Here is a 26,131-nt window from a genome sequence, read left to right on the forward strand (position 1 = left end):
TAAAGCGGTTTGAGCCACATCGATCCAAAGGCGGTCGAGGCGGTGAAAAGCGACGTTCATGGATGCACTTGCCAACCGCAAGTCGTCCGGCACGATCCCGTGCTTACTTCGCCGTCGGCATCGCGAATTCGGCGCCCTTCTCGATGCTTTCCGACCAGCGCTGCATGATCGACTTCTGCTTCGTATAGAAACGCACGCCCTCTTCGCCGTATGCATGCGTGTCGCCGAACAGGCTGCGCTTCCAGCCACCGAAACCGTGCCATGCCATCGGCACCGGGATCGGTACATTGATGCCGACCATCCCGACCTCGATGCGACGTCCGAACTCACGCGCAACGTGACCGTCCTTCGTGAAGCATGCAACGCCGTTGCCAAACTCATGCGCGTTGATCAGTTCGACGGCTTCGGTGAAGTCCTTGACGCGCACGCACGCGAGCACCGGCCCGAAGATCTCTTCCTTGTAGATGCGCATCTCCGGCGTGACGTTGTCGAACAGCGTGCCGCCCGTGAAGAAGCCGTCTTCGTGGCCGGGCACTTTCAGACCGCGTCCATCGACGACCAGCGTCGCGCCTTCCTTGACGCCCTCGGCGACATAGCCCTCGATCCGCTCCAGCGCCTGGCGCGTGATGACCGGGCCCATTTCCGCATCCGCTTCCATACCATTCTTGACGATCAACGTGCGTGCGCGTTCGGCAAGCCTGGGGATGATCTTGTCGGCGACATCGCCGACAAGCAACGCGACCGAGATCGCCATACAGCGCTCGCCCGCCGAACCGTACGCGGCGCCAATCAGCGCGTCGACCGCTTTGTCCAGGTCGGCATCGGGCATCACAACCATATGATTCTTTGCACCGCCGAGCGCCTGGACACGTTTGCCGTGCTTCGCCCCGGTTTCATAGATGTAGTTCGCAATCGGCGTGGATCCAACGAAGCTGATCGCCTTGACATCGGGATGCGTGAGCAACGCATCCACGACCACCTTATCGCCCTGCACCACGTTGAATACGCCGTCGGGCAAGCCCGCCTGCTTGAGCAGTCCGGCCATGAACAGCGCCGCCGACGGATCGCGCTCGCTCGGCTTGAGGATGAATACGTTGCCTGCCGCGATCGCGACCGGGAACATCCAGCACGGCACCATGCACGGAAAGTTGAACGGCGTGATGCCCGCGACGACGCCAAGCGCCTGGCGCGTCGTCCAGTTGTCGATGCCGGTCGAGACCTGCTCCGTGTAATCCCCCTTCAGCAGTTGCGGGATGCCGCACGCGAACTCGATGACGTCGATGCCGCGCGCCACTTCGCCCTGTGCGTCCGAAAAAACTTTGCCATGCTCGGCGGTAATGATCGCGGCGAGCTCGTCGCGGTGTTTGTTCATCAACTCGAGGAAACGCAACATCACGCGGGCACGACGGATCGGCGGCGTATCGCTCCACTTCGGAAACGCGGCCTTCGCGCTTGCAACGGCAGCCTCGGCATCCGCAGCCTCGCCAAGCAGCAGTTTGCGGGCCCTCGCCCCCGTTGCGGGGTTGAACACGGACTGACTGCGGGTCCCCGTTCCGTTGACCCTTTGACCCGCGATGAAATGGCCCACGTCGGTGCTGTCGGTATAGGCGTGCATGTCGTCTCCTTCGAAATGGTCGGTTGCCGGAATGGCAATGTTCGAAGTGTATGGATGGGCGCACGCGCCGGAAAGACGCTAGGATTGAATTCAATGTTTTCCATTGCGAACAATCACTGTATGCAACCTCGAAATATCGAAGAGCTATGGGTCCATCTGCACTGGCTCACGACGCTTGCCGAACAGGGCACCTACACGGCGGCAGCCACGCGCCTCGGCGTCAGCAAAGCCGCAATGAGCCAACGCATCGCCGAACTGGAGCGTGCAGCGGGAATCTCGCTGGTGCAACGCACCACTCGCAGCGTACGGTTGACGGAAGCGGGCCAGCAACTCGTGGATAGCACGCGCAGCCAGTATTCGCAGATCGCCGCGAGTTTTGCGCGGGTGCGCGAATTGTCGGGCGTCCCGCGCGGCCTCGTGCGCGTCACCGCGCCGGTCGCGTTTGCGCGCCAGCAGCTCGTGGCAAGGCTACCGGCGTTTCTGACGACCAATCCGGAAGTGCGTGTTCAGCTGGAAGTGTCCGATCGGCTCGCGTCGCTTGCCACTGAAGGTTTCGACCTGGCCATCCGCCACACGGCCGAGCCGCCCGACACTCATGTTGCATGGAAGCTATGCGGCACGGAGTCGGTGCTCGTCGCGAGCCGGGGGTACCTGCGCAAACGCGGCACACCAACTGATCCCCACGACTTCGTATCGCACGACTGCCTCTTTTACCCACGTTCGGGCGGAGACACAATGTGGTCGTTCGAACGCAAGACCGCGCGAAAGCGGGACGTGAAACCCGTCATCCTGCCTGTCAATGGGCCGTTCTCTGCAAATAACAGCGAGACCTTGCGCGATGCAGCGCTGGAGGGGCTCGGCATCGCGCTGGTGCCGGATTTCACCGCGCAGGCCGCTGTACAGGCGGGCAAGCTCGTTGTCGTGCTGCCCGATTGGCGCGTCACGGGCGCCTTCGCCGAAACGCTCTATATCCTGCGACCGTATGCGTCCCACGTGCCTCGGGCGGTTGGACTATTTGTGAGTTACCTGCGTGAGCAGTTTGCGGAAGGCTTCGTGCTGTAAGCCGATCGATTGGCCTGTGCGAGTACGCGGACCGCAACTCAGGAAATCCACAAAACCCGGACGCACGAAAGTCAAACAGGCACGCCGATAGCAAAAGCATACGGGCGCAGCAACACGAGATGGTCGAGGCTCGTGGTCAAGCCGCATGCGGCACCAACAAGATTCACCACCACACCGAGACAGACCACACCCGCCCACTCATAGAGAAAGCGACGTCCAACGGGTAAGCCTAACCAGGTGCGCGAATGCCCTTTCGGGCCGATCCCGTTGCGGCCCGATCACTGCGCGAGCGTGAATGACCGAACCGCACGGCCCTTCTGGTAGAAGCGGCCATTCTCGAACTCCCCGGCAATGACATTCCCTTTGAACACGGCCCGGTGACTCCCCGCGCGTGCTGTCCGCTACGACCGCTTTATGGTCAATGTCCGCGAGCCAGCTCTTCCAGCCCGTGTAGACCAACGGGCGGAGTCGCCTGCCACGGCAATAACACAGCCCGTTTCGCATCCTGCTTCATCACGCGCTCGATAAATGGCACCTCGTAGCGCCCTCGTTCGGCGAGTGCCGGGTCCTGGGTGCCGCTTGCGAGCAGACTTTGGTCAATGACCCAGGCATACGGTTCAATCTGGGCTCGCCGGAGGTCGGCTTGTAGTCGCTCCGCTTCATGAACCGGTGTCGCCTCAGGGAGCGTCACGATAAGTACGCGCGTGAACTCGGGGTCGCGCAGGCGTGGCAGAAGCTGGCGAACCGCTTCTGGCATATCGCCCTGTGTGCGCATGACTTCGCGATGGTAGGCCTCCGCTGAGTCCATCAGCAGAATGGTGTGTCCGGTTGGAGCCGTGTCCAGTATCACGAACGAGTCCCGGGCCTCATCCACCGTTCGCGCAAACGCACGAAAAACCGCTATCTCCTCAGTGCACGGCGACCGCAGGTCCTCCTCCAGCATCGCCCTGCCTTGGGCGTCGAGATGAGCACCGGCCTTGGCAAGAACTTCGTCACGATAGCGGTTCACTTCCTGTTCCGCGTCGATGCGACTCACGCTCAGACCCGGCAGCGATTCCTGGAGAGTCCACGCCACATGTGCAGCTGGGTCAGTGGTCGAAAGCAGGACTGCGTGTCCGCGCTGAGCCAGTTCAAGTGCTATCGCCGCGGCAACCGTCGTCTTGCCGACGCCACCCTTGCCCATTGTCATGACAAGGCCATGGCCCGCTTTCTCAAGGTCGTCAACGAGCGGCAAGAGGCCGCCGGGCAACAGTTGCCTGTTTTGCTCAAGGCCTGCCAAGGGCCCCAGGCACGAATTGCCGGTTGTGTTTGTTGACAGGACGAGATTGGATGCCGGGTCGGTGCTGACAAGCAGCACAGTCTTACCCTTTTCGGCCAACTGCAGCGCCGTTGCGCAGGCGAGCGACGTCTTACCGACGCCACCCTTGCCGGTGAAAAAGAGATGGCGAGTTGTAACGGCTGGGAGTGTCATATCGGTGCGCCGGTTAGCATTCGCCAGGCTTGCAACCGCAGGCTCCGGCCTTGATGTGCGGCTTGTCGGCGGCGGAAACCCTGAGGCCCAATTTCTGAATCAACTGGGCACGTGACGGATACGCTCCGACAGAGATAATCCGGCCATCCACCGTTGCGATGGGCAGACGGTCCATACCCTCATGCAGCTCCCGGATCACTTCCGGGTTGCCCGCAAAAGCAGCCGCGTCGTGTCCGAGGCCGTGCCGAGCGACTTCGACACCCTGTTCAGCAAGCCATCGAACGTCAGCGCTGAACTGAACGAGGGTCGGGTCCACGTCGACGCCGCAGACGCCAGTCGCGCAGCACATGGCCGGCTCAAACACGTCAAGTTTGCTCATCGTTGCTCCCACGAATTCGCCTGTCGGGCCAGACTGCAGCCGCATCCACCCGCCATGCTCGTCCCTTTGAACGACGAGTCATTGACCTCGGTCAAGTCACAGACGATGGAGCGGAACCTTCCCCGCATGGAGAAGCGAATCGATTCGCCAATCGACTCAAGCTAGTTCGTTGACAAGCGTCAAGGGAAGCTCGGTCGTGACACGTAGCCTTGGGAGCACGATGACTGCACGCGTTGTGTCTCCGTATCGTGTGCCCACGGGAGGAAATATGAAAAAACTTCTAGTTGCGATGGTTGCCGGTATCGCGTTGACATCCCCGGTCCTGCACGCTGCTTCCAAGGACACCGGCGCGCCGCAAAGCAGTTCAAAAACATCGCCCGCAGGCGCCGCTGAATTCGACAAGAGTCTGGCGCAGCTTCAGGAGCAAATGAAGACAATGCAGGCGCAAATGGATCAGATTCGCAAAACTCAGGACCCTCAGGAACGCCAGAAGTTACTTGAGCAGCACTGGGCCACGATGCAAAGCGCGATGACAATCATGCACGGCATGTGGGGTCCGGGAATGATGGGTCGTGGAATGGGCCCGGGAATGATGGGTGGCGCTGGGCCCGGAATGATGGGGGGCTGGGGGCATATGGGCGGCTACTACTCGCGCCTGACACCCGAGCAACTGCGGCAGCGTCAATACATGACTGACCAATACCTGCGGATGCAGCAGGCGATGATGAACAACATGATGTGGCAGCAGCAATACCGGGGCGGCCCACCGCCTGCCAATACAAAGTAGACATGGCGAACAATCGGCTGCTGACGACTTCCGAGCCTTAAAAGCTCGCCAACCATAGGAGCGGACATGAGTGGCATATCCGACTACAAAGACCTCATAGGCGCAGTGTCGGCGCAAATGCGAGCGATGCGCGCATCTCAGCCCGAATTGATGACGGCATTCGGTCAACTCGCTGCGGCCGGCACAAAAGACGGAGCGCTGAATCGAAAGACGCGGGAACTGGTGGCGTTAGGGATTGCGATTGCCGGTCGTTGCGACGACTGCATCGGCTTTCACGTCCAGACGCTGGTAAAGCTGGGCACGACGAGAGCAGAACTGGAAGACGTGCTCGGCACCGCAGTCTATATGGGGGGCGGCCCATCAATGATGTATGCCACCCATGCGTTGAGAGCCTTTGAGGAATTCTCGCTCTGAACATCGACTCGCCCGGATTTCCGCCAGTTTCTGCCGCGCAATCCAATGCCGCGAAAAAGCACCACAGCATGCGACTCAGGGCGGCGGCGTCCCCGTGTGATGATGCATGTGCCCATCCATCGCGTCAGCACCGTGGTCCGAAAGCTGCGCATCGAACCATGCGTGAAGTGACGACACGAGATTCGGGTCATCGCTGCGATAGGTGAGTTCCCCGCCACCTGCGATGTCTTTATACGTAATCGACATCTGGCCGGGCTTTGCCGCCCTGAGTTGCACCAATCCGGGCATGTCAGCTCCGTGAGTCCGCACAGGTCCCGAAAAGTCACCACGCTGAAACTGCATCTGGATTTCGCGCAGGTGCTTACGAATCAGTCGAATCTGGTGGCTATCGGACAGGCTTTTCGCAATTACCTGCTGGCTCCCACCATCGTCCGATTTGGTGAAGATGTGAATCGTGGCCTTAAGGCTGAACGGCATGACCTCCGCACCTAGCTGTGCGACCTCGGCCTGACGTTCAGCTTCCGCTGCGAACGGTTCAATCGCTACGCCCAAGCCTGCCATCACGATAAGCGTTGTGAATAATGTGCGCGGTTTCATTGCATGAGACTCCAGCGTGGTCGACAGTGATAGCTGATTAGCGGCGCAGCCTCAGTCACATCCAGGTGAAGTACGAAGAGCAGCAAGGGCACTGCCACGGTAGCACCGCCAGCGCCCGTCAGCGCCAGAATCAGGTCGACAACACCTCCCAGGAACATACCGGCTGCAGTCGTGCTGTCCATCCCTCTACCCTATAAAAACGGCCGGATTTGCGCGCACGGCCCACCAGCCGGTGCGCAGCGGGTCAGGCCTGCTGCCGGCTCAATTTCGCGCGCTCGATGAATTCGAACACCACCATGCCGCCGAGCATCGCGCCCACAAAACCCCACGCCTTCGGAAAGCCAGCGCCCAGTGCGACCAGCGCCGGGCCCGGACAAAATCCTGCAAGCCCCCAGCCGACGCCGAACACCGCGCTTCCCAGGACCAGTCTCAAGGTCACGGATGAGTTGGCCGGAATCTGCATGGGCAGCCCTAGCAGGGATTTTTTGCGGCGTTTTGCAAACAGGAACGCGATAGAGCCAACGGCTATCGCCCCGGCCATCACGAATGCCAGTGACGGGTCCCACCGTCCCGCCAGGTCGAGAAATCCCAGCACCTTTGCTGGATTGGCCATGCCGGAGACCATCAGGCCAACGCCAAACAGAAGCCCGGAAATTAAAGCAGCGAGCAAAACCATTTCAACCTCCCAGCAGATGTCTGGACACGAACACGGTCAGAAAACCGCTTGCCATAAACGTTGCCGTTGCGACGAGTGAGCGGATGGAGCCCCGCGAGATGCCGCAGACACCATGACCGCTTGTGCAACCGCTCGCGTAACGCGTGCCGATGCCAACCAGAAAGCCCGCGACAAGTATTTCGCCCCACCCGGCCTGGATATCAGGTGTTACCGGATTCCCGAGCAGGCTTGCCAGCACAGGCGCCCCAATCAACCCTGCGAGAAACGCGACACGCCATCCCGCATCTTTCTGATGCGTGCCCAGCAGGCCACCGAGGATGCCGCTGATGCCAGCTATACGTCCGTTGAATAAAACAAGCACGGCAGCCGCGGCGCCAATCACCAGACCGCCAGTCAATGACAGGCCCGGCGTAAAGCTAGCGATATCAATCGACATACCCCCTCCTCATCTTTAATGAGCGCAAAACTGGTCGTACAGCACGTTCATGACCGCAATCGCTTCCTTGCTTGCGATGGAATAAAAGATGCTTTTTCCTTCTCGCCGCGTCGCCACGAGTTCGTTATCGCGAAGCACTCCCAGCTGTTGGGAGAGCGTGGGCTGGCGTATGCCCAACTGTTCCTCCAGGTCGCTCACACATAACTCGCCCTGCGACAACTGGCACATCAGAAGCAAACGGTCGGGATTGGCCAGCACCTTCAGTAGCGCACAGGCTTTCTCTGCCGATGCCTGCATCACCGACAGGTCGATTGGGACGGACTTCTTCCTCATCTCAACATCCTATAGTTTACATACAAACATTATATTGAATTATATATTAATTTTGAATAGAATGAATAACATCTAAGGAGGTCAGGATGCAGCCCATCGTTCAGCCGTTCTTCGACCCGGTCACCGGCACGGTGACTTACGTGGTGTTTCAGTCCGGGCATCGGGAATGTGCAGTCATTGACCCGGTCCTCGACTACGACCCCAAGGCAGGACGCACTTCGACGGCGAATGCCGGCAAGGTCATCGAGTTCGTCCGCCAGCGCGGCCTGCGGGTGCAGTGGATTCTGGAAACGCACGCGCATGCGGACCACCTGTCGGCAGGACATTATTTGCGCGGCGAGCTTGGCGGCAGGATTGCGATTGGCGAGCACATTCGCACCGTTCAGGGCGTCTTCAAGCAGATGTTCAATCTGGAGCCCGAATTCCGCCTTGACGGCTCCCAGTTCGACCATCTGTTTCGCGAAGACGAGGAGTTTTCCATCGGCACCATGACAGCAAAGGCGCTGTATGTGCCGGGTCATACTCCTGCGGACACGGCGTACCAGATTGGCGATGCGGTCTTCGTGGGTGACACGCTTTTTATGCCGGACGTCGGCACAGCGCGTTGCGACTTCCCCGGCGGCAATGCGCACACGCTGCATGGGTCGATTCGAAAGCTGCTGAATTTGCCGGGCGACACCCGGCTTTTCATGTGCCACGATTATCCACCCGAGGGCCGCAAGCCAGAATGGGAAACCACGGTACTCGCTCAGCGTACGCATAACATCCATGTGCATGACGGCATAACAGAAGAGCAGTTCATCAGTATGCGCGAAGCTCGCGACGCAACACTTGCGATGCCCGTTCTTATTCTTCCGTCTGTGCAGGTAAACATACGGGCCGGGGAATTTCCACCCGCCGAGGAAAACGGCATCCGCTATCTGAAGATTCCGCTAAACGCGCTCTGACAGCTCGAGCCCGCTGTTCCAGCACCATTGATAACGAGGAACGGCTCGTCTGATTGATATCTTCGAGGCTGCACGGGAGAGGTCCCGTAAGACCGATATTGACCCGACTCTCGCTTGTACGCGGCTATCGCGCTCGTCAATCAGCGGGCCGCCAGTTCACTGAGAAGGCACGCTGTCCGTCACCGCTTCGCCTCGAGTGCGCTTCCAACGGGTGTGCCTCGCCGCGAGGCGCAGAAAGCCCGACGCTCCCAGGCGGAAATAATGGAGAACAGCGCAAAAAATAGAAGGGTTCGAAATGTGAAGCCGTAGCCCAATCGAGTGATGTCGACCTCCCCAGCGAGCTTGAACTTGCCGGATGCGATAGCGGAAATGTTTGTGTCGCTCATGCTCCAGAAATCCTCGGAGCATTGCTGGTCTTCATCGGCGATATTCACAGCCCCGGGCTCGATGAAACGCAGGGCATGGTGTTGACGGACAGTTGCGACTGGAATCAGAACGCCGCGTCCCGCAAGTGGGCCAAGCGCTACTTCGAAAAGATGAAAAGGATGCCCTCGAGCTTGCAGGCCGCCGACTACTCTGCTGTCACGACGTATCTGAACGCAGTGAAGGCCACCGGCACGACCGACCCAGACAGAATCATGGCGTAGCTGAACGATATCAAGATTGATGACTTCTACGCCAAGGGCTCTATCCGTCAAGACGGCAGCATGATTCACGACATGTATTTGATGCAGGTTAAGACACCGGCTGAATCCAAGGAACCTTGGGACTATTACTAACTCACGGCGACCATACCGGGCGAGCAAGCCTTCACCACCAAAGCACAATCGCACTGCGCACTATGGAAATAGTGCCTCTTTTGAAATCCGAGTGGTGCTATGGCGGATCGATGACAGGCCCGAGCCTGGCGCGACGAACCCTTGAGGCGCTTTGAATCGACAAGTTGGCGCATGGCTGGTTGTGGCAGAATGCCACCGGCTACTTCTCAGAAATGGCTATGAAGCCAACCCTGCCGCTAACAAGCACCAGATGTTTAGGTCGTCGACCATAACGGGCTTCGTTTGGTGTTGCCGGCGATATTTGTGCTCAAGGCGTTGTTCAAACCGAAAGCGACCGTCTTTCAATATCTATTTCGACCTTCAGGACTCGGCATGCTGCTCGCTCCCGTGCACGCCAATGGTTCGACAACTGTTGCAATTCTTCCTCGACAGCTTAGACAACATGCCCCGAAGTCTGATGCTTGACCAGCATCGGCCCGGCTTTGCTACAGACCGCCCAATTGGGCGGTCTGTTTTTTCTGTCGCTATATAAGAAATCAAGGCTGATTGCTCCCACCGAAATCACACCTCGGCCAGAGCATCACGTTAGGACAACATTGATAGCGATTTCCAGGACAGCTTTCGTTTGCTAGCCACCACTTGCTGCCGTTGGGCTGGCGAGTGACGAATACTCCCGGCACGGGTATCGGTTCCCCTTCAGATCGACGCAAGATCATCCTCGCGGCGCTCGACCGGATCTTCGGCGCATACTAAGCGGCAACACGTCGACTTTGTTCGTACGTCGACCTTCGTATCAGCGAATCAACATCAATCCTCGAGTATTCAATTGCTGTTGCGCTTCACGCTGATACCACCCCTTGCAAAACTACGATTGGAGAAACAATGCAGTTCGACAAGCAACAGCAGAGGCTCAGGCAGAGCGACGCAACTTCGCGTTCTGGTCCGCCGAGCTTGCTGACGAAGGTACTAGCCGTGGTGATAGGCGCTGCCCTGCTCGTCGTGGGGTTCGCCGTTTCGCTCGTCGTGTTGGCCGTGGTTCTTGGGGCAGGCATTGTGATCGGGGGATTCGTCTGGTGGAAAACGCGCGATCTGCGCAAGCGGCTTCGCGAGGAGGCAATGCGGGCACAGCAGATGCACGAGCAGCAGGTGTACAAACGGGCGGCCCAGCGCATGGATAACGGCGAGGTGATCGAGGACGTCGAGTTCAGGGACGAAACGCGACAGAAATAGGCGCGGCACCGCGGCAGTGTCTGCGCTGCCGCAATTCTCAGGTCAAATTTCGATTGGCAGTCTCCGCTGCCGTTGAACTAAGCTTTAAAGCCGTAGCAACGGCGCTTTCACCCGCATCATGCGCGCCGGTACGAAGTGAAAAACACCATCAGCGCGGAGGTGCTCGATGATTTCCCGATGGATGCGAATGATCGGCCTGGCGACGTGTGTCTGCGTCACATCGCCCGGCTCCGTGGCGGCGGATGCGTCGGCCGCCGCGCCGCCGCTCGTCTATGTCAACGATTTCGATCTCGACGTCGCCAATGTGACCACCGACAGCGGGCCGGGCAACCGCGCGCGCGGCATCGTCGGTCATCTGCTGCCCGAAGGGCCGCTGCGACAGCAGAACGATCCGCAGGCACGGGCGCGGGAAATCGTCGAACTGATGGCGCAATCGCTGACCGACGATCTGAAGAAGGCCGGCATCGACGCGCGCCGTGTCTCACCGGGTGAACCGCTGCCGCGCAATGGCTGGCAGGTGCGCGGCGTGTTTCTCAGTGTCGATGAAGGCAACCGGCTGCGTCGCGCGATGGTCGGGATGGGCGCGGGTCAGAGCCAGTTTCAGGTCGCGGTGTCCTGCGACAGCCTGGCCGCGCCGGATTTGCCGCCGCTCTATGAAACCGTCGATGCGGGCGCGAGCCGGGATATGCCCGGCGCCGTGATCAAGCTCAATCCGTACGTGATCGCCGCGAAGGTTGTGCTGTCCGGCCGCGATCAAAAGACCGCGATCAAAAAGAGCGCCGCGCAGATCGCCGACGCGCTCGCGCAGAAACTTCAGGCCGGCGCAAAGTAGAATGCGCTGCTAGCCGCCGGCGAAACGGGCCGCAGCGATTTTGCCGAGATGCACGGCAACCGGAGCAGTCAGCGCGAAATTCCGCAGTTCCTCCGGCGAGGCCAGATGGGCGGCAACGATCTCGCGATTGTCGAGCCGCAACTCCGGCAAGCGATCGAGGTGAAGTTCGAAGAAATGCACGCGGTCCCGTCGCCCGTCCCAGATACCGTAGACGCTGCCCGCCGGTATCAGCGGGTAAGCCGGCAGACCGATCTCCTCGTCCATTTCCCGCTGCGCCGCCTCGGCGGGCGTCTCACCGGCATGGATACTGCCGCCGGGAAGACCCCACTCGCGCCGGTACGATGTCTTCACCAGCAACAGCGACTGGCCGACGTACAGGGTCACCAGCGCGCCCTCATGATGAGGCCGCCGAATGTGCCACCAGGCGCGAGCGAGCTGAAACCCGACGCGAAGCGCGATGCGCCAGAGCGCGTCGACAAGTGAACCGGAGCGGGCTCGCTCAACACTGGGCATGGGGTCTATCCTTTTGTGTCGGTGACGATCGTGGTCGATTGCCGGATCGTCGCGGTATCGAAGGCAGATCGCGGCGATCTGTCGACGGGCGGCCGTTTTCGCGTCGATCTGCTGTACCGGCTAAACGTCACGCGAACAAAGATCCGCGTGGACTCACGATATCCGGTTTTGAGAAATCTGATTTCTACCACCGCAGCGCGGGTAATGGGCCGCCGCGACCTCCTTGCATCCCACTCAAAAACTGCGCGATCACACAGTTTCAGGACGAAAACCGGCCTTAGGGACAAAAACTTTGCAATCACCTAGTTTTCTTAAAAAAGCCGGATTTTTTGCCTTATACTTGGTGAACGCCTAGTTTTTTACCGTCCTATGGCTCATATCATCCGCAAGGCCTCCGATATCGGAGGCATCATCCGCGCCGCCCGAAAAGTCCATCAGTTGCGCCAGAACGACGCTGCCGGCGGCGTGGGCGTGAGCGAATGGTTCATGGTCAAGGCTGAACAGGGATCGGACAGCGTTCAATGGGGGAAGTTGTTCCAGATCCTGGACGGACTTGGCGTGCGCATCACGATGGACGTTCCCGACGCCGACGATCGGCTTGTCGAGGCCGAATTGGCGCGCGCGCATCGCAGCGCGGAGCGCCGTCGCAAGCGGGTCGGCGCTGCCCGCTCCGCCGACCCGGATGAAACGCCGGAAGATTCGCAATGAGCGTCCGTCGCCTTTTCGCATACATCGACGAGCAACTGATCGGCACGCTGAGCGAATGGCCCTGAAGCAAGCGCCGACCGCATGGCATTCGCGGCACTCCACGCGCCGCGAATGCCCCGGCTCACTAGCCGCTGACAGTCACCCCGCTGCCACCAACCTCACAGCAACGCGATCACCCTGACATCGCCCTGCTCCGCCGACGCCACCACCTTTTCGCCAATCCGGCGGAACGTGATCGATACCGACGCATCCCCGACGCGCAGATCGCTAACTTCGAGCCAATCGATACCTTCGGGCAGCATCGGCTGTTCGATCAGCACCTCGCGTCGTTCCGCATCGATCGTGATGCCCAGACACGCCTCCAGCATCATGAACGGCGAACCCGCCGCCCACGCCTGCGGCAGACACGCGACCGGATACGCGGTAGGCGGCTCGCCGCGCCGGCGCGGGAAGCCGCAGAACAGTTCGGGCAGACGCATGTCGAAATTGACCGCGGCCTGGAACAGCGCCTGCAGCAGCCGCACCGCCGATGCCTTGCCGCCGTAGCGCGACAGCCCGCGCGCGCACAGTGCGTTGTCGTGCGGCCAGACCGAGCCGTTGTGATACGCCATCGGATTGAAACGCGCCTGGCTCGCAGCCAGCGTGCGCACGCCCCAGCCGGTATGGAACAGCGTCGAATCGAGTGCGCGCACCACCGCTTCGCCGCGCTCGCGCGACGGCAGGCCGAAGGCCAGCAAGTGCCCGGCGTTCGATGCCATCACGCGGCACAGTTCGCCATGACCGTCGAGCGCGATGCCGTAGAAACCGGCTTCGTCCATCCAGAACTTTTCCTCGACGCAGCGGCGGATCTTCTTCGCGCGCTCCGCGTACTGCGCGGCCTCATCGCGCTGGCCGCGCTGCGTCGCGAAGCCGGCCATCGTGTCGAATGCGGCGCTTGCGTAGGCCTGCACTTCGACCAGCGCAATCGGCCCATCGGGAAAGCGGCCATCGGCATGGAACACCGAATCGTGGCTGTCTTTCCAGCCCTGGTTCGCGAGCCCGCCATCCGATTCGCGCTGATAGTCGAGCAGCCCCAGACGGTTGCGATCGCACACACCTGCGACCCACTGCGCGGCGCGTTCGAGCGCCGGCCACAGTTCGTCGATCAGCGCGAGGTCGCCGGTGCGGGCCGCGTAAGCGCCGGCCAGCACGATAAAGAGCGGCGTGGTGTCGACGCCGCCGTAGTACAGCGCAAACGGCACTTCGCCGGCCGCCGCCATTTCGCCCTTGCGCATCTCGTGCATGATCTTGCCGGGCGCCGCGTCGCGAAACGGCGAATTCTCATGCGCCTGATGATCGGCGAGAAAACGCAGTACGCCCGCGGCCAAATGCGGCTGCAGCCACAGCGTTTGCAGCGATGTGATCACCGCGTCGCGGCCAAACGGAGTCGAAAACCATGGGATGCCCGCATACGGATATGGACCGGTCGCGAGGTCCGTCGTCAGCAGGCTGAGGTCCGCGAACGAGCGGTCGATCCACGCGTTGAACAGCGGATTGCTGGTGCGTATACGCGCGCTCGCGCGGCGCCGTTCGCGCATCACCAGGTGGGCATCGACGAGCGCGGCGCGCACCGCCGTGCGGCCGACGCGCGGACGCTCGGCATCGATCTGCGACATGTGAGCTTCGCTCATTGCATGGACCGGCTGCGCTACGTCGGAGCCGGGCTTGCCCGCCACCGGCACCACGTGCACCGCGACCGACAGATAGATCGACACGCAGGCCTGCGCGGGCAGCTTGACCGTGTAGTCGGCACGGTCGGCGAACAACTGATCCGGCTGCGGCGAGAACGCAATCTGTACGTTGCGCGCCACGTCGTCCAGACCGATATAGTCGAGCAGCACCTGCTGATTCTCGACGCGTGCCGGCTCGATACGCCCCTGCTTGTCGCGCTTCAGGCCGCGCACTTCGAACATGTCACGGAAGTCGCTGGAAAACGAAATGGACAGCGGTACGGTCGCGTCGCTCGTGCCGTAGTTCGTCAGTTCGATCGCCTCGTTGAGCACGGTGCCCGACAACACGCGCACGCGCTCGACGTGGATCACGCCTTCGGGCGTGCTGTTGCCGCCGAGCGGCGGCAAAGGACGATTGGTCAGATGCGCGGTGAACGACGTGTTGTCGCTGCTGACACTGCCCGACAGCAGCGACGGCGCGCGCCCGCCGAAGGTGAGCCGCAGTTGCGACAGCACGCGGGTGTCGTTGACGAACAGGCCATCGTCGTGGCCGGTGATATCGCCGAGAGGGTCGTTGACGATGAACGTGTCACCCGACTTCAACACGTGTTGCGTGGCGCTCGCGACGTTGAGGTTTTCCGTCGGGATGAAAACGCCTTCCTGTTCGGGTTCGCGATGATCGACGCCACCCGTATGGGTCACTCCGCCGAGGGCTTCTGGCTGCTGCTGTGTCAAGGTCGCTCCTATGGATTCGATTCGCTGCTGCTTTCAGTTTCGCATTCGGGTAACGCCCAGGGGCGTGCGCCGGCTTGCCCGGTTGCATCCGATTGTAGAAGGTCTGTGCGCGTGAGACGAACTTATCGCGGTGGAGTTTCGGCTTTTTTACGGCGATTTGCTGGCGGATTTCCCGTGGCACAGGACGTGCAGGGCAAAGTGCGGGGATACACAACAACGACATACGCGGCGCTTCTTGCGTCGGATCCACGTTGGATCCGTGCCGGGTCCTGACCGAAGCGCCGCGTGCGCAATGTGAGGACCAGCAGGATCACCGGCCTCGTGGGCCGGTGATCCGGTGTGTGTTAGCGGAGTGCGCTAACGGTTTGCGTTATGGCGTGCGTTACGGCGAGCATTAACGCTGTGCAATCGGCTTCGCTTCACGCAGCGTCTCGCCGACGAACAACTGGCGCGGACGACCGATCTTCTGCTCGGGATCAGCGATCATCTCGTTCCATTGCGCGATCCAGCCGACCGTACGCGCCATCGCGAAGATACACGTGAACATCGACGTCGGGATGCCCAGCGCGCGCTGCACGATACCCGAGTAGAAGTCGACGTTCGGGTACAGCTTGCGCGATACGAAGTATTCGTCTTCGAGCGCGATCTTTTCGAGCGCCATTGCGAGCTTGAACAGCGGGTCGTCGTGCAGGCCCAGTTCTTCGAGCACTTCGTGGCAGGTCTCGCGCATCAGCTTCGCGCGCGGATCGTAGTTCTTGTACACGCGGTGACCGAAGCCCATCAGCTTCACGCCCGAGTTCTTGTCCTTGACCTGCTTGATGAACTCGGGAATGTTATCGACCGAGCCGATTTCTTCCAGCATGTTCAGCGCGGCTTCGTTCGCGCCACCGTGCGCCGGGCCCCACAGACATGCGATACCGGCAGCGATACACGCAAACGGATTCGCACCCGACGAACCGGCCAGACGCACGGTCGACGTCGACGCGTTCTGCTCGTGGTCCGCGTGCAGGATCAGGATGCGGTCGAGCGCGCGCACCAGCACGTCGTTGACCTGGTACTCTTCGGCCGGGTTCGCGAACATCATGCGCATGAAGTTCGCGCTATACGACAGATCGTTCTTCGGATACACGAACGGCTGATCGACGCTGAACTTGTACGCCATCGCAACCAGCGTCGGCAGCTTCGCGATCATACGGATCGCCGACACTTCACGATGTTTCGGATCGGTGATATCGAGCGAGTCGTGATAGAACGCGGACAGCGCGCCGACCGCGGCAACCAGAACCGCCATCGGATGCGCGTCGCGGCGGAAACCGCGGAAGAAGAACTGCATCTGCTCGTGCACCAGCGTGTGCTTCGTGACGGTATCGACGAACTCGGCTTTCTGGGCCACATCCGGCAACTCACCGTGCAGCAGCAGATAGCAGGTTTCGAGGAAGTCGGCGTTCTGCGCGAGGTTGTCGATCGGGAAGCCGCGATACAGCAGCTCGCCCTTGTCGCCGTCGATATAGGTGATCTCGGAATTGCACGACGCCGTCGACATGAAGCCCGGGTCGTAAGTGAACTTGCCGGTCTGGCTGTACAGCTTGCGAATGTCGATGACGTCCGGGCCCAGCGTGCCCTCGTAGATCGGCAGATCGACAGTCTGGTCGCTGTCGGAGAAGCTCAGTGTTGCGTGTGTCTTCGAGTTCATCTACATCTTCCTTTTGCTTTGATACCGCAGCTTTGATACCGCATACGTGCCGGCGTACATGAGGTCGTACCGTGAGACGCGATCTCGGCGCGCTCCGAAGGACTGGCCATGCGCCAGGCTCCGCCCCGCATTCTACGGGCGTGCGCCTAGCCGATTGCGGCGATTGACGGCAACAGACCATCTCCGTTCACGCAACATTCGTTGTTCGCGCACAGTCATTCGTTGTTTGCGAACAATCGCGTCGTTTTGCCTACACCGCGCTTACGGATCACTCGCGAAACCCGCGCGCATCGTCGACCGAGTCCCTGTGCTGATCTTCGCCGCGCCGCGTGACAGGTGTGAGTCCATCGCTGGTCAGACGGAAGTCTGCGATGAAAGTCCGCGCCGCCGTTGCAACAATGTTTTGCTCGGCTTGGACTGCGTCGTCCAGCGTCCATCTGCGATACTGGATTCAAGCACTGATGCTAACAGCCCGCTTCCGAAGCGGGCTTTTCTGATCAAAGCAAAACAGGAAGGATGCAATGAACGCTTCGCTCGAAACGCTGTTTCCGGATCATGTCCATACCGAAGAAAGCACCGTCACCGCGCTGAACCATCAGGACATCGTCGTTGCGTTGTCCGCCGCGTTGAAGACGCAGGACGTCGCGGTGCTGCATATGCTCTACCCGCGCACCGACGCGCGCACGCATCGCAGTCTCGACACGCTCGTGCACGTGTTGCATGGACACGGTCTGCATGAAGTCGCCGATCTGGTCGCACGCGAAGCGCACTACCTGCTGATCAAGGATCCGGTCAAGGCATGGAAGGTGTTCCATGAAATCCGCAACGACTCGCTCGCGATCGGCGTGCATCTGTACTACCACGGGCTCGTCGGCGAAGCGGCCGAAGTCGCGCTCGACAAGGACGCGCATCGCAAGGCTTGATGCTTTTCTTTACCCGGCGATCAGCGACGCGCATGCTCGCTGATCGCCGCGTTGATCGCGCTTAATGCTGCGATCAAGCTGTATTCAACGACCGCCCATCGCCTGAATAAACTCGTCGACGTAGCGATTGAAAGCGGATGGGTGCGCGAGATTCATCCCATGCGACGCGCCGCGCACCGTCTCACGGCGCGCATCCGGCAGCCACGACTGCAACGCGTTCACCGTGCGCCGGAACATGTCCGGGCTCTTCTCTCCATCGATCAACAGCACTGGGCAGCGCACGTCGACGGCTTCATCGGGTACGTACGCGGGTAGCGGATCGCGGAATTGCCGCGCAAGCGTGTGCGCGTTATCGGTCGCCATGCGGCGAAAGCCCGCCGTGCTCATCGCCCAGAAGCCTGGACGGCTCACCGAATCGACGAACAGTTGCAGACCCGCTTCGACCTCGCCCGTTTCGATCAGTTGTGCCGCTTTCGCGCGCAACGCATTGACCGTCTCCGGCAGACGAGCGGGCGGACGCCCGGCGATCTGCAACGGGCCGCCCGGATCGGCGAGCGTCAGCGTGCGCACCTGTTCGCGATGGCGCCGCGCGAAATGAAAGGCCACGCAGCCGCCGCGCGAATGCCCGACCACGTGCGCCGGTCCCGCGCCGAAGCGGTCGATGAATTCGGCGACTTCATCCGCGTGCACGCTCCAGCTGAACGGCAGATTCGCGCCGCTGTCGGTCACCGGCCAGTAGTGCGTGAGACTCACCGCGACGCAGCGATAGCGCTTCGACAAGCCGGCCAGTTGGGGCTCCCAGTAGCGGTAATCGCACAGCGAGCCGTGTACGAACAGCAGCAGTTCGCCCTCGCCTGCCTCGACGTAAGGCATGCGCAAACCGTTCTGCAGTTCGATGAAGGAAGGCGAGGAAGAGAGCGGTGATGCGGAGGCAGATTGATTCACGGGTGGTTCGGGGCAGCGCGGCCGCGGCACGCGGATGCGCGCGGCGCCGACAAAGCGTTGGGAAGTGAGCTTACGGGCATCCCTGAAAGTGGGACGCGACGCGCGTATTGTCACATAAGCAATCAAACGCGCGTCAGGCAGATGTCAGGCAGACGCATTGCGCGCACTGCCCTCACCCTCACCACCGCTCACTCGTACCCGACTTCCTCGACCAGACCCGCCGCCGTCGCCACGCCCGCGCCACGCACCGCGCAGGTCATCGGATCGTCGGCGACATGCACGTCGAGGCCGATTTCATCGCTGAGGCGCCGACCAAGATCGTTCAGCAGCGCGCCGCCGCCGGTCAGCACGATACCGTTGTGCGCGATATCCGTGACCAGTTCGGCGGGCGCCATCTCGAGCCCGCGTTTGACCGCGCCGATTACCTGGCGCAACGGCCCTTCGATCGCCTCGGCGATATCGCGATTGCTCAGTTGCACCGTGCGCGGCAGGCCGTCGTCGACGCTGCGGCCGGTTGCGTTCATCTGCTGCAGCGGTACGTCGTGCATGGCCGAGCCGATGTTCTTCTTCAGATGCTCGGCGGTCTGCTCGCCGAGCAGTACGCCATACAGATTGCGCACGTAGCTGATGATCGCCGCGTCGAAATTGTCGCCGCCGACGCGCACCGAGCCGCTATACGCGGTGCCGCCGAGCGCGATCACGCCGACTTCGGTAGTGCCGCCGCCGATGTCGACCACCATCGAGCCGGTCGCGGCGCTCACCGGCAGGCCCGCGCCGAGCGCGGACGCGAGCGATTCGCCGATCAGGCTGACCTTCCATGCCCCGGCCGCTTCGGCGGCTTCGCGGATCGCGCGGCGCTCGACCTGGGTCGCGCTTTCGGGCACGCAAACGATAAACGCGGCGCGCCGGCTAAAGAGCGAACGCGGGCGAGCCATATCCACGAATTGCCGGATCATGTGTTCGGCGGCGGAGAAATTGGCGATCACGCCGTGGCGCATCGGCCGCACCGTTTCGAGGTTCAGCGGCGCGCGGCCGAGCAGTTGGCGCGCCTCGGTACCGATCGCGGCAATGCGTTTGGTTCCGGCGGAAGGTTCTTTCTCGAAGCACACGACCGACGGCTGATTCAGCACGATGCCGCCGTCGTCGGTATAGATAAGGGTGTTGGCCGTACCGAGATCCACCGCCACGGCGTGGCGGAACAGTCGCTCGAAGAGCGGGTAATACGGCGTCGATCTGGCCATAAGCAGGCTCTGATATGTCGTTATCCGCCGTCTCAGGCGGTCTGAAAATGCGCCCCCGGGTACCCCGAAACCGCGCGTAACGCCCCGCTGGGCGCTGCGCTTCTCGCGCGGCGGGGTGATTTTCAAGCCAATGCCCGTATAACGGCAAGCAGATCAGAATCTTTAGAGCCTGTTTCGATTACCGCTGTATCAATCGCGCGACACCGCGCCGAGCGCGTGCTGTAACGCGGTGCGGCCGAGCTCGACGCCGTCGGCGGTGATCGTGTGGCCGACCCCGGGCAGCACGTATGCATCGAGCGGGTAGCCGGCCTGGCTGAGCGCGTCGGCCGCGCGTTCGAGCTCGCTCACCGGGATCACGTCGTCGTCCTCACCGTGAATCAGCGTGAGCGGCGTCGTGCGGTTCGCCGACACGATCGCCGACGCGAGCCGCCCCGAATAAGCGACCACGCCAGCCGCACCCTCCGGGCTCGCCGCGACGTGATGCAGCGCCATCATCGAACCTTGCGAAAAGCCGACCAGCGCAAGCATTTCGAAAGTGATCTGCCAGTGCGCGAGTTCCGCATCGAGCACGCGACGCAATGCCGGATAGGCGGCGGCGATGCGCGCCTCGCGATTCGCCTCGTTGACGTCGCGCAGGCTGAACCACTGGCGGCCGCCGAAGCCGCCGTCGAACGGGTCGGTGCCGTCGAGCGACACAAACGCGGTATCCGGCAAAACTTCGCTCCAGATGTCGGCGAGCGGCATCAGATCGCGCGCATTGCTGCCGACGCCGTGCAGCAGCACGACGAGGCCCTTTGCGGGTGCGTTCAGCGGCGCGCGGCGCCAGCCGTGTTCGAATTGTTGCCAGGCCATGGCGATTTTCCTTTCTCGGTTGGATTGGCGGGTTTTGCGGTCTTCGTGTTCCGGTGTCGCGTGCAACGTCTCTGACGCCGGCGGAGTCAGGCAGCCTCATCAGGCGGCGTCATGCAGCCTCAGCCGCGAGCATACGCCGCGTGCCGGCTTTGCGCCGTCAGGACCGCATCCGCTGTGCCTGCCGGCGACGCGCCGCTGCGAATGCGGGTAAGCTGATGCGACCACCCGACTCCGCCGCCGCGGCGGCGCTCCCGCCCACGGCGCACAGCGCACCCGGCGCATCCCGCGTATTCGGCACGGCCAGTACGTCGATGCGCCCGATGCGCCGCCCGCATCCGGAGAAACCGTTTGAGCCAGCCCCCCGACGCGCCCGCTTCCGCTTCGCCATCCGAGCCAACGCCGCAGCGCCCGTCGCAGCCGTCATCACAGCCCGCCGCGCCACCGCCGCTCGAAGGCGGCAAGCTGGTTCTCGCCACCATCGCCGTTGCGCTCGCCACCTTCATGAACGTGCTGGACACGTCGATCGCCAACGTCGCGATTCCGACGATTTCGGGCAACCTCGGCGTCTCGGTCGACGAAGGCACATGGGTCATCACCGTGTTCGCGGCGGCCAACGCGGTGTCGATTCCGCTGACCGGCTGGCTCACGCAGCGCATCGGCCAGATCAAGCTGTTCGTCGGCGCGATCCTCGGCTTCGTGCTCGCATCGTGGCTGTGCGGCATCGCGCCGACCTTGCCGATCCTGCTGCTCGCGCGGGTGTTCCAGGGCGCGGTGGCCGGCCCGCTGATTCCGCTGTCGCAGGCGATCCTGCTGGGCTCGTATCCGAAGGAAAAAGCGTCCACCGCGCTCGCGCTATGGGCGATGACCGCGACCGTCGGCCCGATCGCGGGCCCGGCGCTGGGCGGCTGGATCACCGATAGTTACAGCTGGTCGTGGATCTTCTACATCAACATTCCGGTCGGCCTGTTCGCGGCCAGCATCACATGGATGATCTACCGCACCCGCGAATCGGCGACGCGCAAGCCGCCGATCGACGTGGTCGGCCTCGGCCTGCTGATCACATGGGTCGCGTCGCTGCAGATCATGCTCGACAAGGGCAAGGACCTCGACTGGTTCGCCTCGCCGGTGATCGCGATTCTCGGCATCGTCGCGCTGATCAGCTTCGCGTTCTTCCTCGTGTGGGAGCTGACCGAAGAGCATCCGATTGTCGACTTGCGGCTGTTCCAGCAGCGCAACTTCCTCGGCGGCACGATCGCGATCTCGGTTGCGTACGGCGTGTTTTTCGGCAACCTCGTGCTGCTGCCGCAATGGATGCAGGAGTATCTGAACTACCGCTCGGTCGATGCCGGCCTCGTCACCGCGCCGCTCGGCATCTTCGCGATCATTCTCGCGCCGGTGCTCGGCCGCGTGATGCCGCGCTCGGATTCGCGCGTGATCGCGACGGTCGCGTTCGTCGGTTTCGCGATCGTGTTCTACATGCGCTCGAAGTACGTGATCGAGATCGACACGTGGCACCTCGTGCTGCCGACGCTGCTGCAAGGCATCCCGATGGCGCTGTTCTTCGTGCCGCTCACGGCGATCATTCTGTCCGGCCAGCCGCAGAGCCGCATTCCAGCCGCGGCCGGTTTGTCCAATTTCGTGCGGGTATTTTGCGGCGCGGTGGGCACGTCGATCGCGGGCACCGTGTGGAACAGCCGCACGATCCTGCATCACGCGCGGCTGACGGAACAGGCATCGATCGACAACCCGGCGTTCGCACGGCAGATCGATACGACGCAGTCGCTGCTGCATCTGGATACGCAGTCAGCGCATGCGCTGTTCGATTTCACCGTGAACACGCAGGCCGCGATGATGGGCCTGAACGACATCTTCTTTATCTCGGCAATCATCTTCTTGCTGATCATTCCGCTGATCTGGATCACGCGGCCGGTCAAGGGCGGTGGCGGCGCCGACGCGGCGGGCGCGCATTGAGCCGCGCGGCGGCTTCGTTGCGTCAGCGGAAGAACCGCGCGGGCGTATCGCCGAATGCGTCGCGAAACACCGCGATAAACGACGACACGTCGCTATAGCCGACTTCGAGCGCCACCTGCGTGACGCTTTCGCCGGCGCCCAGATGTTCGAGCGCGGCGAGCAGGCGCAACTGCTGCCGCCATTGGCCGAAGGTCTGCCCTGTTTCTTTCGCGAACAGGCGCGCCGCGGTACGGGCCGTCACGCCGGCGGTGGCGGCAAGCTGCTCGAGTACCCGCGATTGAGCGGGATTTTCACTGAGCGCATCGGCGATGCGCTGCGCGCGCGGATCGCGCGGCCAGTTCAAACCCAACGGCGTCGGGGGCAAGGTCGCGAGTCGATCCAGCAGCACTTGCAGAAGGCGGCGGGCGGGTTCATCGAGCGGCTGCCGAAGCGGCAGCTCGGCCGCGGCGGCCAATAGTGCCTGCACCAGCAGATCGGGGATCAGCGCGCCGGTTTGCGCGGGTAGCGGCGCGGCACCGGAGGCGCCGGCGAATGTCGCGCCGGGCTCCATGGCAACGTACAGCGAATACAGTTGAACGGGACGCGTCGCGTGCAGACAGTGCAGCGTATTCGCGACGAGCCACAACGCGCGGCCGGGCGGCACGACCCATCGCCCGGCTTCGGTACGCACCGTCAGCACACCGTCGTTCACGTGAATCAGCCGCGCGCGCCGGTATGCGCGCCACGGTTCGTCCAGCGTCTGATGGCGCTCGCCGACCACGAAGACCGTTTGCTCGATACCGTCCGGATCGAAGGCTTCCATCATGGTGTCCGCTCTTTCGCCGCGTGGCTTCCGCGAAGGGAGCAAGATTAGCACGCGCGCGGCAGCGGGTCGGCTGGTCTCTCGCTATCGCGAGAGTCGCCGCGCCCGCGACAGACAGGCGGTTCAGCCCCGCCTACGTTCGCCGAACAGCGCGGCGAGCCCCGCCGCTGAGCTGAACACCGCGTCGGCATCGTGGCCCGCGCCCGGAATCCGGTGCAGCGGATGCGCGCGCCCGGCGATACTGCGCGCATCGATATAGCGTGCATACGCGAGGCCGCGCGCGAGCCGGTGCTGCCCTTGCGCCATCGCGGCGCACGACCGGTCGAGCGCCGGATGCTGCGGATCGCAATCCTCGTCGCCGAGCAACAGTGTCACGTCGCGCGACAGATACGCGTGTTCGAGCCCGCCATCTCCGACGTACGCCGCGCTGGCGAGCGCATACGCCGGCAGCGCGCCGAGACCGTACTTCCAGTCGTTGAAGCCGACGCAGCGCGCCGCGTCGTACGGCGCGAAGCCGCCGTCCGCGGCAGGCCGCAACGTATCGAAATAAACGTACGACGATGGATTGGCAATCACATAGCGCACATTGACGCCGCGCGCGGTCAGCGGTGCCTCGCCCTGCGCGACGACCGCATAGCGCTGCGCGACCTGCGCGCCGCCGGAATGGCCGGCGACGACCACCTCGCGCAACGCCGGAAACCGGTGCACGTCGGCGAGCGCCGCGAACAACGCGTCCAGCACCGCGAACGAACTGACCGGTGCCGGCGCGAGCGCTTCGCCGCCGCCCATCCAGCCGGTCCATTCCCAACGCAGCGTCGACGCGGGCGCCGCGTGCGCATCGACATCCGCGGCGGCGAGAAATTGCGGCACGACGAGCAGCGTGTCGTCCGAATCGAGACCGGCCGCCGCGCGCGCGCGACGCGCCAGTTCGAAGTACACATCGGCGTTGCGCAGCCGGCCGTGCAGCAGGATCACCGCGCGTTCGACGCGCGGCTGCGGCGCATCCCACTCGCCGGTCGCGAAAAACGGCACGGTACCGTCGCCGCGCGGCGTGGAAACAGTCAGATGTTGCGATGCGATCACGTCGACGGGCCGTTCGTTCGGCGCGCGTTCGTCGTGTGCGGAGTGCGGCACGGTCATGAAGCGGAAATCCTTTGGGTATGAGTGCCGTCGGTGCCTAGCTCCGGGTGTCCCCTGCGGGACAGGCCCACCAGCGCGAGCGATACGAATCCGGCAAAAATCAGATAGAACGCGGGCGTGAGGCTGCTGCCGGTCAGCCTCGTCAGCCCTGTGATCGTGAACGGCGCCATGCCACCGAACAGCGTGACGGCAATGTTGTAGGACAGCGCGACGCCGGACGAGCGGCTCTGCACCGGGAACAACGTCGCGAGCATGCCCGGATGCGCGCCGGACATCGCGGCGAGAAACACCGTCGACACCACCTGCGCGATGAACAGCCGCTCGGCCGACGGCGCCGACACGACATACACGAACAGCGGGTACGCGCACAGCATCCACGCGAGCGTGACCGGATAGAACAACCGGTACGCGCCGTATTTATCCGCGAGCCGCCCGGACACCGGGAACAGGAACAGGTTCAGCACGCCGCAGAAAAACGCGCCGCGCAGCGCGACCGCGAGCGGCAGATGCAATTGACGCTCGACATACACCGCCAGATACGAATGCCACACGTAGTTGGTCGCGGCACCAACGGCGATCACGCCCATCGCGCAAAAGGCGGCGCGGCCATTGGTACGGCAGAATTCGCGCAACGACACGCGCGGCGGCTTGCCGGCACGCTCGCGCAATTCGACGAACTCCGGCGAATCGGCGACCTTGTGGCGAATATAAAAGCCGATCGGCCCGGCAAGCGCACCGCACAGAAACGGCAGCCGCCATCCCCACGCGACCAGCGACGCATGCGACAGATGCGTGGTCAGCAGATAGCCGGTACCCGACGACAGCAGCAACGCGAACGACTGCGCGGTCATATTGAAGCTGCCATAGAACATCTTGCGGCCCGGCGGTGCGTACTCGACCAGCATCGCCGATGCGGTCGCGAACTGGCCGCCCACCGACAAGCCTTGCAACACGCGCGCAAGGATCACGAGCGCCGGCGCCAGATAGCCGATTTGCGCGAAGCCCGGCGTCAGCCCCATCAGCAGCGTGCTGGCCGCCATCGAAATGATCAGCAGCGACAGCGCGCGGCTGCGGCCCACTCGGTCCGCGTAAATGCCGAGCAGGATGCCGCCGAGCGGGCGCACGACGAAGCCGATCGCGAACGTCGCGAGTGTCAGCATCAGCGACACGAAGCCGCTGCCCGCCGGGAAAAACACCTGCGCGATGATCTTCGAGAAGTAGCCGTAGATCAGAAAGTCGAACCATTCGAGGCCGTTGCCGAGCACCGACGCGAAGATCGCGCGGCGCACCATCGACGCGGACAATTGCGGCCGGCCCGAATCGGTGGCGGCGGCATGCGGC

26 protein-coding genes and 2 pseudogenes are annotated in these 26,131 nt (G+C 62.6%); 10 read left to right on the top strand and 18 right to left on the bottom strand.

Translation table 11 applies throughout. The annotated features are described in order from the left end of the window. Window positions 1-103 precede the first annotated feature (103 nt). Window positions 104-1,615, bottom strand: coding sequence for a CoA-acylating methylmalonate-semialdehyde dehydrogenase (locus L0U82_RS26385; protein WP_233835776.1), 1,512 nt, complete (start codon window positions 1,613-1,615; stop codon window positions 104-106). 120 nt (window positions 1,616-1,735) lie between these two features. On the opposite strand from L0U82_RS26385, the gene L0U82_RS26390 reads away from it, so the two are divergent. Then, window positions 1,736-2,677, top strand: a complete 942-nt coding sequence (locus tag L0U82_RS26390) for a LysR family transcriptional regulator (RefSeq protein ID WP_233835777.1) — start codon at window positions 1,736-1,738, stop codon at window positions 2,675-2,677. 418 nt (window positions 2,678-3,095) lie between these two features. On the opposite strand, the gene L0U82_RS26395 is transcribed toward L0U82_RS26390, so the two are convergent. Further along, window positions 3,096-4,148 carry an ArsA-related P-loop ATPase gene (locus L0U82_RS26395; protein ID WP_233835778.1) on the bottom strand — a complete coding sequence of 351 codons (1,053 nt, stop codon included), beginning with the start codon at window positions 4,146-4,148 and terminating at the stop codon, window positions 3,096-3,098. A 13-nt stretch (window positions 4,149-4,161) separates the two neighbouring features. Continuing rightward, window positions 4,162-4,527 carry an arsenite efflux transporter metallochaperone ArsD gene (gene arsD, locus L0U82_RS26400; RefSeq protein ID WP_233835779.1) on the bottom strand — a complete coding sequence of 122 codons (366 nt, stop codon included), beginning with the start codon at window positions 4,525-4,527 and terminating at the stop codon, window positions 4,162-4,164. Window positions 4,528-4,795: 268 nt separating this feature from the next. On the opposite strand from arsD, the gene L0U82_RS26405 reads away from it, so the two are divergent. Together L0U82_RS26405 and L0U82_RS26410 are read left to right on the top strand one after the other, a co-directional pair. Further along, window positions 4,796-5,314 (top strand): hypothetical protein, encoded by a 519-nt coding sequence (locus tag L0U82_RS26405; RefSeq protein WP_233835780.1) that lies wholly within the window; start codon window positions 4,796-4,798, stop codon window positions 5,312-5,314. A gap of 66 nt (window positions 5,315-5,380) precedes the next feature. Beyond that, on the top strand, window positions 5,381-5,728 hold the full coding sequence (locus tag L0U82_RS26410; RefSeq protein WP_233835781.1) for a carboxymuconolactone decarboxylase family protein: 348 nt from the start codon (window positions 5,381-5,383) through the stop codon (window positions 5,726-5,728). 75 nt (window positions 5,729-5,803) lie between these two features. Here L0U82_RS26410 and L0U82_RS26415 read toward each other — a convergent pair whose 3' ends face one another. From L0U82_RS26415 to L0U82_RS26435, 5 genes and pseudogenes are all read right to left on the bottom strand, one after another. After that, window positions 5,804-6,325 carry an aspartate carbamoyltransferase gene (locus L0U82_RS26415; RefSeq protein ID WP_233835783.1) on the bottom strand — a complete coding sequence of 174 codons (522 nt, stop codon included), beginning with the start codon at window positions 6,323-6,325 and terminating at the stop codon, window positions 5,804-5,806. Between the two features lie 38 nt (window positions 6,326-6,363). Beyond that, window positions 6,364-6,507 (bottom strand): annotated as a pseudogene (locus tag L0U82_RS39915) (sulfite exporter TauE/SafE family protein); the annotation flags it as partial. A gap of 62 nt (window positions 6,508-6,569) precedes the next feature. Continuing rightward, entirely contained in the window at window positions 6,570-7,001 is a 432-nt protein-coding gene (locus L0U82_RS26425) for a YeeE/YedE family protein (RefSeq protein ID WP_233835785.1), read from the bottom strand. Between the two features lies 1 nt (window position 7,002). Beyond that, window positions 7,003-7,437 (bottom strand): YeeE/YedE family protein, encoded by a 435-nt coding sequence (locus L0U82_RS26430; protein WP_233835787.1) that lies wholly within the window; start codon window positions 7,435-7,437, stop codon window positions 7,003-7,005. 15 nt (window positions 7,438-7,452) lie between these two features. After that, on the bottom strand, window positions 7,453-7,770 hold the full coding sequence (locus L0U82_RS26435; protein WP_233835789.1) for an ArsR/SmtB family transcription factor: 318 nt from the start codon (window positions 7,768-7,770) through the stop codon (window positions 7,453-7,455). An 86-nt stretch (window positions 7,771-7,856) separates the two neighbouring features. On the opposite strand from L0U82_RS26435, the gene L0U82_RS26440 reads away from it, so the two are divergent. Next, window positions 7,857-8,717 carry an MBL fold metallo-hydrolase gene (locus tag L0U82_RS26440; protein ID WP_233835791.1) on the top strand — a complete coding sequence of 287 codons (861 nt, stop codon included), beginning with the start codon at window positions 7,857-7,859 and terminating at the stop codon, window positions 8,715-8,717. Between the two features lie 179 nt (window positions 8,718-8,896). Here L0U82_RS26440 and L0U82_RS26445 read toward each other — a convergent pair whose 3' ends face one another. Beyond that, window positions 8,897-9,103 (bottom strand): hypothetical protein, encoded by a 207-nt coding sequence (locus L0U82_RS26445; RefSeq protein WP_233835793.1) that lies wholly within the window; start codon window positions 9,101-9,103, stop codon window positions 8,897-8,899. Window positions 9,104-9,115: 12 nt separating this feature from the next. Here L0U82_RS26445 and L0U82_RS26450 point away from each other — a divergent pair. The 3 genes and pseudogenes from L0U82_RS26450 to L0U82_RS26460 all read left to right on the top strand — a co-directional run. Next, window positions 9,116-9,568 (top strand): annotated as a pseudogene (locus L0U82_RS26450) (ABC transporter substrate-binding protein); the annotation flags it as partial. Window positions 9,569-10,378: 810 nt separating this feature from the next. After that, window positions 10,379-10,726 (top strand): DUF3040 domain-containing protein, encoded by a 348-nt coding sequence (locus tag L0U82_RS26455; protein WP_233835795.1) that lies wholly within the window; start codon window positions 10,379-10,381, stop codon window positions 10,724-10,726. 166 nt (window positions 10,727-10,892) lie between these two features. Next, a complete protein-coding gene (locus L0U82_RS26460; protein ID WP_233835797.1) occupies window positions 10,893-11,558 on the top strand; it encodes a DUF4410 domain-containing protein in 666 nt (221 codons plus the stop codon). Between the two features lie 9 nt (window positions 11,559-11,567). Here the strand turns inward: L0U82_RS26460 and L0U82_RS26465 are convergent, their stop codons facing one another. Beyond that, complete coding sequence (locus tag L0U82_RS26465; protein ID WP_233835799.1) at window positions 11,568-12,071, bottom strand: NUDIX domain-containing protein; 504 nt, start codon at window positions 12,069-12,071, stop codon at window positions 11,568-11,570. 369 nt (window positions 12,072-12,440) lie between these two features. Here L0U82_RS26465 and L0U82_RS26470 point away from each other — a divergent pair, with 369 nt between their 5' ends. Beyond that, the gene (locus tag L0U82_RS26470; RefSeq protein WP_233835801.1) at window positions 12,441-12,779 is read left to right on the top strand and encodes a transcriptional regulator; all 339 of its coding nucleotides are present in this window, start codon (window positions 12,441-12,443) and stop codon (window positions 12,777-12,779) included. A 158-nt stretch (window positions 12,780-12,937) separates the two neighbouring features. Here L0U82_RS26470 and L0U82_RS26475 read toward each other — a convergent pair whose 3' ends face one another. Next, window positions 12,938-15,223: an amylo-alpha-1,6-glucosidase gene (locus L0U82_RS26475; RefSeq protein WP_233835802.1), complete on the bottom strand. Its 2,286-nt coding sequence runs from the start codon at window positions 15,221-15,223 to the stop codon at window positions 12,938-12,940. 394 nt (window positions 15,224-15,617) lie between these two features. Next, a complete protein-coding gene (gene gltA, locus L0U82_RS26480; RefSeq protein WP_233835803.1) occupies window positions 15,618-16,916 on the bottom strand; it encodes a citrate synthase in 1,299 nt (432 codons plus the stop codon). A gap of 521 nt (window positions 16,917-17,437) precedes the next feature. On the opposite strand from gltA, the gene L0U82_RS26485 reads away from it, so the two are divergent. After that, window positions 17,438-17,839, top strand: a complete 402-nt coding sequence (locus tag L0U82_RS26485) for a hypothetical protein (RefSeq protein ID WP_233835804.1) — start codon at window positions 17,438-17,440, stop codon at window positions 17,837-17,839. A gap of 84 nt (window positions 17,840-17,923) precedes the next feature. Here L0U82_RS26485 and L0U82_RS26490 read toward each other — a convergent pair whose 3' ends face one another. The 3 genes from L0U82_RS26490 to L0U82_RS26500 form a co-directional block, all read right to left on the bottom strand. After that, window positions 17,924-18,712: an alpha/beta fold hydrolase gene (locus L0U82_RS26490; RefSeq protein ID WP_233837506.1), complete on the bottom strand. Its 789-nt coding sequence runs from the start codon at window positions 18,710-18,712 to the stop codon at window positions 17,924-17,926. A 260-nt stretch (window positions 18,713-18,972) separates the two neighbouring features. Next, window positions 18,973-20,025, bottom strand: coding sequence for a rod shape-determining protein (locus L0U82_RS26495; RefSeq protein WP_233835805.1), 1,053 nt, complete (start codon window positions 20,023-20,025; stop codon window positions 18,973-18,975). 189 nt (window positions 20,026-20,214) lie between these two features. Then, window positions 20,215-20,877, bottom strand: coding sequence for an alpha/beta hydrolase (locus tag L0U82_RS26500; protein WP_233835806.1), 663 nt, complete (start codon window positions 20,875-20,877; stop codon window positions 20,215-20,217). Between the two features lie 348 nt (window positions 20,878-21,225). On the opposite strand from L0U82_RS26500, the gene L0U82_RS26505 reads away from it, so the two are divergent. After that, the gene (locus L0U82_RS26505) at window positions 21,226-22,848 is read left to right on the top strand and encodes a DHA2 family efflux MFS transporter permease subunit (RefSeq protein WP_442793668.1); all 1,623 of its coding nucleotides are present in this window, start codon (window positions 21,226-21,228) and stop codon (window positions 22,846-22,848) included. 22 nt (window positions 22,849-22,870) lie between these two features. On the opposite strand, the gene L0U82_RS26510 is transcribed toward L0U82_RS26505, so the two are convergent. The 3 genes from L0U82_RS26510 to L0U82_RS26520 all read right to left on the bottom strand — a co-directional run bounded on the left by L0U82_RS26510 (window position 22,871) and on the right by L0U82_RS26520 (window position 26,082). Next, a complete protein-coding gene (locus L0U82_RS26510) occupies window positions 22,871-23,653 on the bottom strand; it encodes an AraC family transcriptional regulator (RefSeq protein ID WP_233835808.1) in 783 nt (260 codons plus the stop codon). 120 nt (window positions 23,654-23,773) lie between these two features. Continuing rightward, window positions 23,774-24,790 carry an alpha/beta hydrolase gene (locus L0U82_RS26515; protein ID WP_233835810.1) on the bottom strand — a complete coding sequence of 339 codons (1,017 nt, stop codon included), beginning with the start codon at window positions 24,788-24,790 and terminating at the stop codon, window positions 23,774-23,776. Beyond that, window positions 24,787-26,082, bottom strand: a complete 1,296-nt coding sequence (locus L0U82_RS26520; RefSeq protein ID WP_233837510.1) for an MFS transporter — start codon at window positions 26,080-26,082, stop codon at window positions 24,787-24,789. The genes L0U82_RS26515 and L0U82_RS26520 overlap by 4 nt, the downstream gene beginning before the upstream one ends. Window positions 26,083-26,131 lie beyond the last annotated feature (49 nt).

It is taken from the genome of Paraburkholderia sp. ZP32-5 (assembly GCF_021390495.1).
Lineage (GTDB): Bacteria > Pseudomonadota > Gammaproteobacteria > Burkholderiales > Burkholderiaceae > Paraburkholderia.